This is a genomic window from Rhizobium arsenicireducens (assembly GCF_964021225.1).
This window is the reverse complement of record NZ_CAXHYK020000001.1, coordinates 4025003-4035000: the sequence shown is the minus strand read 5'-3', so window position 1 is coordinate 4035000 and position 9998 is coordinate 4025003. Positions and strand designations below refer to the sequence as shown.

Here is a 9998-nt window from a genome sequence, read left to right as displayed (position 1 = left end):
GCCAGGGCCAGGTGATCGGCTATGTCGGCAATACGGGGCTGTCGACCGGACCGCACCTGCACTACGAGTTGATCGTCAACGGCACCAAGGTCGACCCCTTGCGCGTGCGCCTGCCCGGCGGCAAGTCGCTCGAGGGCCAGGCGCTGGCCAGGTTCGAGGCCGAGCGTCGGCGCATCGACGCCCTTTTGACCGGTGGCAAGCCGGCCGAGGTCGCGAGCAAGTGAGCAGCCCTTCTTTCTGGATACCGTTCAAGTGATCGAGCATCTCGCTCCCTGAAACGAGAAAAGGCGGCCCCTTGCGGGACCGCCTCCCTTGTTTCTCCGATAGCGGCCCGGATCAGGCTGCTTCGCTCTGCGTCCTTGCCGTCGAAAACAGCAGCCGGTCCGTCCCGGCGCTCACGGTGACGGTCGAGCCGTCGGCAATCGTACCCGCCAGGATCTGCTCGGCCATCGGGTCCTGCACGTATTTCTGGATCACCCGCTTCAGCGGACGAGCGCCATAGACCGGGTCGTAGCCCTTGTCACCCAGCCATTCGCGCGCATCCGGCTGGAGATCGATGATGATCTTGCGCTCGGCCAGCAGAGCCACCAGCCGCTTGAGCTGGATATCGACGATCGCCCCCATCTCGGTGCGACGCAGCCGGTGGAACAGGATGATCTCGTCGACGCGGTTGAGGAACTCCGGCCTGAACGAGGCCTTCACCACCTCCATCACCTCGCCGCGCACCGCCTCGCTGTCCTGGTCGTCGCGAAGACCGGTCAGGTATTCGGCACCCAGATTCGAGGTCATGATGATCATCGTGTTCTTGAAGTCCACAGTGCGGCCCTGGCCGTCGGTCAGGCGACCGTCGTCGAGCACCTGCAGGAGCACGTTGAAGACGTCCGGATGGGCCTTCTCGATCTCGTCGAACAGCACGACCTGATAGGGCTTTCGGCGCACGGCTTCGGTCAGCGCCCCACCCTCCTCATAGCCGACATAGCCGGGAGGCGCGCCGATCAGGCGGGCAACCGAGTGCTTCTCCATGTATTCCGACATGTCGATGCGCACCAGCGCCGTCTCGTCGTCGAACAGGAAGCGGGCGAGCGACTTGGTAAGCTCGGTCTTGCCCACCCCGGTCGGCCCGAGGAAGATGAACGAGCCGATCGGCCGGTTCGGATCCTGCAAGCCGGCACGCGCGCGGCGCACCGCACGAGACACCGCCTGCACCGCATCGCCCTGGCCGACCACCGATTTCGCCAGTTCGTCTTCCATGCTCAGCAGCTTTTCGCGTTCGCCTTCCAGCATCTTGTCGACTGGAATTCCAGTCCAGCGCGATACCACATGGGCGATATTGTCGGGGGTCACGACCTCCTGCACCATGGAATTGCGAGCATTGCCGTCCTGGGCTTCCGCCTCGACCAGTTCCTTCTCGAGCTTCGGGATCTCGCCATAGGCCAGTTCGCCGGCGCGCTGGAACTCGCCCTTGCGTTGGGCGATCGCCAGTTCGTTGCGGGCCTCGTCGAGCTGCTTCTTCAGGTCGGCAGCCAGGCCCAGCTTCTGCTTTTCCGCCTGCCAGCGGGCGGTCAGCGCGTCGGCCTCTTCCTCGAGCGAAACAAGTTCGGCCTCCAGCCGCTTCAGCCGGTCGGCCGAGGAAACGTCGGTTTCCTTCTTCAGCGCCTCCCGCTCGATCTTCAGCTGCATGATGCGCCGGTCCAGCTCGTCCAGTTCCTCGGGCTTGGAATCCACCTGCATCCTCAGCCGCGACGCGGCCTCGTCCATCAGGTCGATCGCCTTGTCCGGCAGGAAGCGGTCGGAGATATAGCGGTTCGACAGGGTCGCAGCCGCAACCAGCGCCGAATCCGAGATCCGCACCTTGTGGTGCTGCTCGTACTTTTCCTTCAATCCGCGCAGGATCGAGATCGTATCCTCGACATTCGGCTCGTTGACCATGACCGGCTGGAACCGGCGGGCAAGGGCCGCGTCCTTTTCGACATGCTTGCGGTATTCGTCGAGCGTGGTCGCGCCGACGCAATGCAGCTCGCCGCGCGCCAGCGCCGGCTTCAGCAGGTTGGAGGCATCCATCGCGCCGTCGGCCTTGCCAGCGCCGACCAGCGTGTGCATCTCATCGATGAACAGGATGATCTCGCCGCTTTCCGACTGCACTTCACTCAGCACCGCCTTCAAGCGCTCCTCGAACTCGCCGCGATACTTGGCGCCGGCGATGAGCGAGCCCATGTCGAGCGCCATGAGCTTCTTGTCTTTCAGGCTTTCCGGCACGTCGCCATTGACGATCCTGAGCGCCAAGCCTTCGGCGATCGCCGTCTTGCCGACGCCCGGTTCGCCGATCAGCACCGGATTGTTCTTGGTGCGGCGCGAAAGCACCTGGATGGTGCGGCGGATTTCGTCGTCACGGCCGATCACCGGATCGAGCCTGCCCTCGCGGGCTTCCTCCGTGAGGTCGCGGGCATATTTCTTTAGCGCATCGAATCCGGCTTCCGCATTGGCACCGTCGGCGGTGCGGCCCTTGCGCACATCGTTGATCACCTGATTCAGGCCTTGCGCGGTTACGCCCGCCTTCTTCAGCGAGGCCGAGGTCGAGGCGGACGTCTCGATGACCAGCGCGAGCAGCAGGCGCTCGACGGTGACGAAACTGTCACCGGCCTTCTTGGCAGCCTCTTCGGCGGTCGTGAAGACCTTGGCCAGCGGTTGCGACAGGTAGACCTGGCCGCCCCCCCCGGAAACCTTGGGCAGTTTGGCGAGAGCCGCGTCATTGGCGATGCGGGCTTCCTTCGGGTCGCCTCCAGCGCGCGAAATGAGCGATGAGGCCATGCCCTGATCGTCGTCGAGCAGGACTTTCAGGACGTGTTCGGGCGTGAACTGCTGGTGGCCTTCGGAAAGCGCCTGCGTCTGGGCCGATTGCAGGAAACCGCGGACGCGCTCGGAATATTTTTCGATGTTCATATGTGCCTGTCTCCGGTAGCCGCCCTGCCCGTTCGGCACAGCGCGGCGGTTGAGATGAGGCCCCCTCACAAGGCGGGCCATTCGGGACGTCGCCATCCCTTCATTCAAGATATGGGGACGGATTTTCGGCGTTTAAAGAGCGGTTTAGGGCAAAAGTTCGGTGATTGACGAAGGCGCGGCCCAACGGCACGCGACGGAACCGCTCTAGCCCAACCCACTGGAGCACAGCCGCGCCTTCCATGTCTCCAGACGCAGAAAACCCCTCCTTCCGGCAGGAAGAAGGGGTTCCAAATCTCATTTTCGATTGGTCCGATCACTCGGATGCGGCAAGCACCGGTGCGGACCCTTCGGCAGGAGCGGCTGTTTCACCGCCTTCTCCGCCTTCAGCGCCCTCTTCGCCGGCATTGCGCCGCGGCTGGCGGCGCGGGCGACCCGCGGCATTGCGGCGACGCGGCTGGCGCTCGGCCGAACCGTCGGCAGCGCTTTCGGCTGCGGCAACGACGGCTTCGGCAGGCATTTCCTCCAGCACAGGCTGCGGGCCGGTACCGGCAATCTCGGCCTCACGCCGCGGCTGACGCGGTTGCGCCTGGGGGCGCTGTGGCTGCTGCTGCGGTTGCGGCTGGGGTCGCGGTTGCGGACGCTGCTGTTGCTGCGGCTGTGCAGCCTGCGAACCGACCGTCGGTTCGTCCATGCCGTCCATGTCGTCGCCATCGCGATCATTGTAGTCGTTGCGGTCGTCCCGCTCGTCGCGGTCGTCACGCTCATCACGATCGTCGCGCTGGAAGCGCTCCTGCATCTGCGCCTGGGCGGCAGCGATGATGCGATTGTAATGCTCGGCATGCTGCAGATAGTTTTCCGCCATGACCCGATCGCCAGCGCTTTGTGCATCGCGGGCAAGGTTCGAATATTTCTCGGCGATATGCTGGGCCGTGCCGCGGATCTTCACGTCGGGACCGGAGCTGTCATACGTCCTGGTCAGCGGGTTGGCACCCTTGCGGTTGAAATTGCCGCCACCATTGCTGCCGCCGCCGCCGCCGCCGCCGCTACGCCCGCGACCACGCTTGTTCTGCTGTCCTGGCCTCATCGATTATTCACCTGAATTCTTCTGTTGTGCTGATAGATGGCAACGCTGTTGGTTCTGGTTTGGACCGGACCAAGGCTATGCGTGCCGCGGGCAAACTGCGCCATCGCTTTCGTGCCGCTGGTGATAGTCAAGTTTACTGAGTTACGCAGCGGGATTTGCTCGTCCCGTGAAGCCCAGTCATGAGCTGAAATCGCGGCAAACCCAGACCCCGAACGAATTTCGTTCATTCCCTGCTGCCCGTTGCGTGCCCGCAAACTATTACGCTTCATCTGTAAAACCAAGCCTTTTCTTTCAAAAGCCCAATAATCCTTAGCATATGCAGCAAGTCGAAAGTTAAACGCCCCGCGCGAAGAGCAGGACTCGATCGTTGCCGCCATGGTCGACGTGTCGCTCGAGCGTGGAAAATCCTTTTTCTTCAAAGATTTGCCTGACGCTTTGCCTCTGGTCATAGCCAATTTCAACGCCCATCAAGCCGTTGGGGAGGAGATGTTGCGCCGCGTTCTCGGCAATGGCCCGGTAGGCTACCAGCCCATCCTCGCCACCATCGAGCGCCGCTTTGGGATCATAATCCCTGACATCGGGCTCCAGCGTCCCGACCATTTTTGTGGGTATATAGGGCGGATTTGACACGATGATGTCGAAGCTCTCTTTCGATCGCCTCAAACCATGCGCTTTCGCGCGTGTCAAATCTGTCGGCTATATTATTTATATAGGCGTTGCTTCTGGCGGTTTTAAGGGCACCTGGCGAAATATCGCTGCCGAGCGCCGTCGCCTGCGGACATTCCTTTAGCAAGGCGAGTGCAATCGCCCCGGTGCCGGTGCCCAGGTCCAGGATGCGGGCGCTGCCCCTTCCGGCGGCAATGCGCTTCAGGTGCGGCAACACGGCATCGACAAGAATTTCGGTATCCGGCCTGGGCTCCAGCGTCTCCGGGGACAACTGGAGGTCGAGCCCGTGGAACTCGCGGTGGCCGAGAATGCGATGCACGGGCTCATGCCGCAGCCTGCGCGCGACCGCGTCGGCAATCAGCGCCTGCTCGCTCTGCGTCACGAGCCGATCCGTCTGCGTAAACACCTCGGTCGTCGAAAGCCCGAGCAGCCCACCCAGCAGGATCCGCGTTTCGATGGAGGCATCGGCAAAGCCGGCATTGGCAAGGGTCGCCCGCGTCTCGGCCACAACGGCACCGAGCGTCGGCTCGCCCCTCACGTCGATTTACCAAGCTGGGCGAGCTGGCCGGCCTGATAGTCAGCGATCAATGCATCGACCATTTCGTCGATGTCGCCCTCCATCATCCGGTCGAGCTTGTAGAGCGTCAGGTTGATCCGGTGGTCGGTGACGCGGCCCTGCGGAAAGTTATAGGTGCGGATACGCTCCGAGCGGTCACCCGAACCGACCTGGCTCTTGCGGTCGGCCGAACGCTCGTTGTCGGTGCGCTGCCGCTCGATGTCGTAGAGCCTGGAACGCAGCACAGCCATGGCCTTGGCGCGGTTCTGGTGCTGTGACTTTTCCGAGGAGGTGACGATGAGCCCGGTCGGAAGATGGGTGATGCGCACAGCCGAGTCGGTCGTGTTGACGTGCTGCCCGCCGGCGCCGGACGCGCGCATGGTGTCGATGCGGATGTCTTCCGGACGGATCTCGATGTCGATTTCCTCGGCCTCGGGAAGCACGGCCACCGTTGCCGCGGAGGTATGGATGCGTCCACTCGCCTCCGTCTCCGGCACGCGCTGCACACGGTGCACGCCGGACTCGAACTTCATCTTGGAAAAAACCCCGCGCCCGCTGATCGTCGCGATGATTTCCTTATAGCCGCCCGCCTCCCCCTCGCTTGCCGAGAGAACGTCCACCTTCCAGCCCTTGGCGCTGGCGAAGCGCTCGTACATGCGGAAAAGGTCCCCGGCGAAAAGTGCGGCTTCCGAACCACCGGTTCCGGCGCGGATTTCGAGGATAGCGCTCTTTTCGTCGGCGGCATCCTTCGGCAGGAGCAGGATCTGCATGTCCTTTTCCAGCCCCTCGATGCGTTCCTCGACGTCAGGCATCTCCATTTCGGCAAGCTCGCGCATCTCGCGGTCGGTCGCCTTGTCGGCGAGAAGGGCCTTGAGCCCGGACTGTTCCGTGATCGCGGCCTCGTATTCGCGGATCTTGCTCACCACCGGCTGTAGTTCGGAATATTCGGACGCCAGCTTGACATAGACGTCGGCCGCCGGCCCCGCCGACATGCGCGCCTCTATCTCGCCAAAGCGGCGTTCGAGCTCACGCATTTTCTCGACAGGAAGCTTCGCCACCCTTTACTCCATGTAGAATTCGGTCAGAGGGGAATATTGTTGTCTTCGGCAAAGCCGACCAAGATGTCCCGGAGCGGCAGATGCGAATGATGATCGTCGAGAGCCGCGTCGAGCTCCCGGTTGAGCTTATCCACATCGAGCCCCAGGAGCATGGCCTTGACCGGGCCAATCGCCGTCGGCGACATCGAGATCGAACGGAAACCGATGCCGAGCAGCGCCATGGCGGAAAGCGGCTTGCCCGCCATTTCACCACACAGCGTCACCGAGGTTTCGTGCCGGTTGGCGGCACGCACGATGTCGCGCAGGATCCTGAGGAACGGACGTCCCAGCACATCGAAACGGTCGGAGACGCGCGCATTGCCGCGGTCGACCGCCATGGAAAACTGGAACAGGTCGTTCGAGCCGACCGAGACGAAGTCGACCTCCTGCATCAGCTCGTCGAGCTGCCACATCAGCGCCGGCACTTCGAGCATGGCGCCGAATTGCAGCTTCTTCGGCAGCGGATGGCCGAACTTCGAGAGGTGCTGGACCTCCTTCTGCATCAACTCGCGCACTGCTCGGATTTCGCCGACTTCCGTTACCATCGGCAGCATCATCCTGAGGTCGCCGCCGGCGGCAGCCTTCAGCAGCGCCCGCAGCTGGGCCCGAAGCAGGCCCGGCCGGTCGAGAGACAGGCGGATCGCCCGCCAGCCGAGTGCCGGGTTTTCCTCTTCGTGGCCGCGGAAATAGGAGACGACCTTGTCGCCCCCGATGTCGAGTGTGCGGAAGGTCACCGGCCGCCCGCCCGACTGGCGAAGCACGCTTCGGTAAAAGCTCTCCTGCTCCTCGCCCTTCGGCATGGTCGAGGAAATCATGAATTGCAGCTCGGTGCGGAACAGCCCGATGCCCTCGGCGCCGGATTCGGCCAGCTGCGGCAGATCGACCAGAAGGCCGGCATTCATCTGCAGCGTGATGCGCTTGCCGTCCTTGGTCAGCGGCTCGACGTCGCGTAGCGCGCGGAATTGTTCCTGGCGGCGGGCCCTGAGCTTCACCTTCTCCTCATAGGCCTTCTGCATCTCGGCCACAGGACGGATATGGACCTTGCCGTCGTCGCCGTCGATGATCACCGGGTCGCCGTTTTCGGCAAGCGCCACCGCCCCCGTCGCCTGGCCAATCACGGCAATGCCCATGGCGCGGGCGACGATGACCACATGGCTCGTCACCGCGCCTTCCTCCAGCACCAGGCCGCGCAGGTTGGCGCGCGGATAATCGAGCAGTTCGGCAGCCCCCATGGCGCGTGAGAAGATGATCGCGTCGGCCGGGAAGCCTTCGGTTTGGCTCTGGGGCGAAAATCCGGTCAGCTGGCGCAAGAGCCGATTGGCCAGATCGTCGAAGTCGTGCATCCGCTCGCGCAGATAGGGATCCGTCAGGCGGATCATGCGCGCCTTGGTGTCGCTCTGCACCTTCTCGACCGCGGCTTCCGCCGTCAGCCCGTTATGGATCGCCTCTTCCATGCGCCGCACCCAGCCCTGGTCATGGGCAAACATGCGGTAGGTCTCGAGCACGTCGCGGTGCTCTCCCTCCATCGACACTTCCCGCCTGGACAACATGTCGTCGATCGAGATCCGAAGCGAACCGAGCGCCTCGGCAAGCCGGCGGATTTCCGTCTCGGTGTCCTCGTTCAACAGGTTGGTGACCACGATGCGCGGCTCGTGCAGCACGACATAGCCGAGCCCGATACCCTCGTTATAGCTGTCGCCCTCGATCGTCACCGGCCGCGTCAGGTCGAGCTCAAGCCCGGGGCGGGTGATCTTCTTCAACTCGCCGGTCGCGATCATCTCGGCCAGAACCATGGCGGTCGTTTCGAGCGCTTCAAGCTCGTCTTCCCGGTAATTGCGCTGCGCCTTGTTCTGGACGACGAGAACGCCCAAACTGCGGCCGGCCCTGAGGATCGGCACGCCGAGGAAGGAATGGTAGATCTCCTCGCCGGTTTCCGGCAGGTAGCGGAAGGCCGGATGCGCCTGGGCGTCGGAGAGGTTGAGCGGCTGGGCGGACGCCGCGATCGTGCCGACCAGGCCCTGGCCCATCTTCAACTGGGCGAGGTGGACGGCATCCTTGTTGAGACCTTCGGTGGCGTAAAGTTCCAGCACGCCGTCGGCGCGCAGCACGTAGGCCGAGCACACTTCCGCGACCATATTGCTCGCGATCTGGCGAACGATCTGGTCAAGGCGCTCCTGTGGCTCGAGCGGCTCCGCCATCAATTCGCGCAACCGCTTGAGGAGGACGCGCGGACCCGCGGAAAGGTCTCTCATGCGTGCATGCTCCCGAATTCGTCATTGGGCCGGGCGGCCTCGCCGCCCGTGTCGCAAACGACGGGGAGAGCGAATTCCGCTTGTAAGAATCAATTCTTATCGAGGCCGTAGCAGGAATGCAAAGTCCGAACAGCGAGTTCGGCATAAGGGCCGTCGATCAGGATGGAAATCTTGATTTCCGAGGTGGTGATCGCCTTGATATTGATGCCCTTTTCGGCGAGCGCCTTGAAGGCGGTGGCGGCGACGCCCGCATGACTGCGCATGCCGATGCCGATGACCGAGACCTTCACCAGGCCCTTTTCGCTCTGCACCACGTCATAGCCGATCTTGTCCTTGTTCTCGCCGAGCACCGAAAGCGCCTTGTCGACGTCGCCCGAGGGCACGGTAAACGTCATGTCGGTGCGGGTGCTGTCTTCCGAAATGTTCTGGACGATCATGTCGACATTGATATGCGCCTCGGCCAGCGGCCCGAAGATCGCGGCGGAAACGCCCGGCCGGTCGGCGAGCCGACGCAACGAGATCTGCGCTTCATCCTTGGCATAGGCAATACCGGTAACTACTTCCTGTTCCACGATCTCTTCCTCATCGCAAATCAACGTACCGGGCGGGTTCAGGAGATCGCCCATGCCCGGTGCATCGGGATCCTCGAAGCTCGAACGCACGAAAGTGCGCACCTTGTGGACCATGGCCAGCTCGACCGAACGCACCTGCAGCACCTTGGCGCCGAGCGAGGCCATTTCGAGCATTTCCTCGAAAGCGATCTTCTTCAGCCGCCGCGCCTTCGGCTCGATGCGCGGGTCGGTCGTGTAGACCCCGTCGACATCGGTATAGATGTCACAGCGGTCCGCCTTGATGCCGGCGGCAATCGCCACGGCCGACGTATCGGAGCCGCCGCGGCCGAGCGTGGCGATCCGGTTGTCCGGGCCGATGCCCTGGAAGCCGGCGACGACAGCCACCTGGCCTTCGCCCATCCGGCGGATGATGTCGGAGCCGTCGATCTCCTGGATGCGGGCTGCGCCATGCGCATTGTCGGTCTTGATCGGGATCTGCCAGCCCTGCCAGGAGCGGGCATTGATGCCCATCGACTGAAGCGCGATGGCGAGAAGGCCGGACGTCACCTGTTCGCCGGAAGCGACGATGGCGTCATATTCGCGCGCGTCGTAGAACGGCGAGTCGGCCCCGGCCACCTTCGGCATGGTCTGCACCCAGTCGACCAGTTCATTGGTCTTGCCGGACATGGCCGAAACGACGACAGCCACCTCGTGGCCCGCATCGACCTCGCGTTTGACATGCCGGGCAACATTGTAGATGCGTTCGAGATTGGCGACGGAGGTTCCGCCGAATTTCATCACGATGCGAGCCATGCCTTCGATACCGTCACGCTGATGGACACCCGCCGGCGC

Annotated in this window: 7 protein-coding genes and 1 pseudogene (1 of these 8 cut by a window edge); 1 reads left to right on the top strand and 7 read right to left on the bottom strand. The window is 63.3% G+C overall.

The window, feature by feature from the left end; translation table 11 throughout:
• Positions 1-224, top strand: partial view of a M23 family metallopeptidase gene (locus ACWPVA_RS19740; RefSeq protein WP_454289286.1) — the 3' end only. 1726 nt of this gene lie to the left of the window's left edge; only the last 224 of its 1950 coding nucleotides appear in the window; its start codon lies off the left edge, out of view; the stop codon is at positions 222-224.
• A 112-nt stretch (positions 225-336) separates the two neighbouring features.
• On the opposite strand, the gene clpB is transcribed toward ACWPVA_RS19740, so the two are convergent.
• The 7 genes and pseudogenes from clpB to ACWPVA_RS19705 all read right to left on the bottom strand — a co-directional run bounded on the left by clpB (position 337) and on the right by ACWPVA_RS19705 (position 9959).
• Positions 337-2940: an ATP-dependent chaperone ClpB gene (gene clpB / locus ACWPVA_RS19735; protein WP_454289285.1), complete on the bottom strand. Its 2604-nt coding sequence runs from the start codon at positions 2938-2940 to the stop codon at positions 337-339.
• A 313-nt stretch (positions 2941-3253) separates the two neighbouring features.
• On the bottom strand, positions 3254-4024 hold the full coding sequence (locus tag ACWPVA_RS19730) for a DUF4167 domain-containing protein (RefSeq protein WP_454289284.1): 771 nt from the start codon (positions 4022-4024) through the stop codon (positions 3254-3256).
• Complete coding sequence (locus tag ACWPVA_RS19725; protein WP_454289664.1) at positions 4021-4473, bottom strand: hypothetical protein; 453 nt, start codon at positions 4471-4473, stop codon at positions 4021-4023. The genes ACWPVA_RS19730 and ACWPVA_RS19725 overlap by 4 nt, the downstream gene beginning before the upstream one ends.
• Positions 4358-5234: pseudogene (gene prmC / locus ACWPVA_RS19720) on the bottom strand (peptide chain release factor N(5)-glutamine methyltransferase). Before prmC ends, ACWPVA_RS19725 begins: the two are co-directional and overlap by 116 nt.
• Complete coding sequence (gene prfA, locus ACWPVA_RS19715) at positions 5225-6304, bottom strand: peptide chain release factor 1 (RefSeq protein ID WP_454289283.1); 1080 nt, start codon at positions 6302-6304, stop codon at positions 5225-5227. Before prfA ends, prmC begins: the two are co-directional and overlap by 10 nt.
• A gap of 23 nt (positions 6305-6327) precedes the next feature.
• Positions 6328-8595, bottom strand: coding sequence for a phosphoenolpyruvate--protein phosphotransferase (gene ptsP / locus ACWPVA_RS19710; protein WP_454289282.1), 2268 nt, complete (start codon positions 8593-8595; stop codon positions 6328-6330).
• A gap of 89 nt (positions 8596-8684) precedes the next feature.
• Positions 8685-9959, bottom strand: coding sequence for an aspartate kinase (locus tag ACWPVA_RS19705; RefSeq protein WP_454289281.1), 1275 nt, complete (start codon positions 9957-9959; stop codon positions 8685-8687).
• Between the last annotated feature and the right edge of the window lie 39 nt (positions 9960-9998).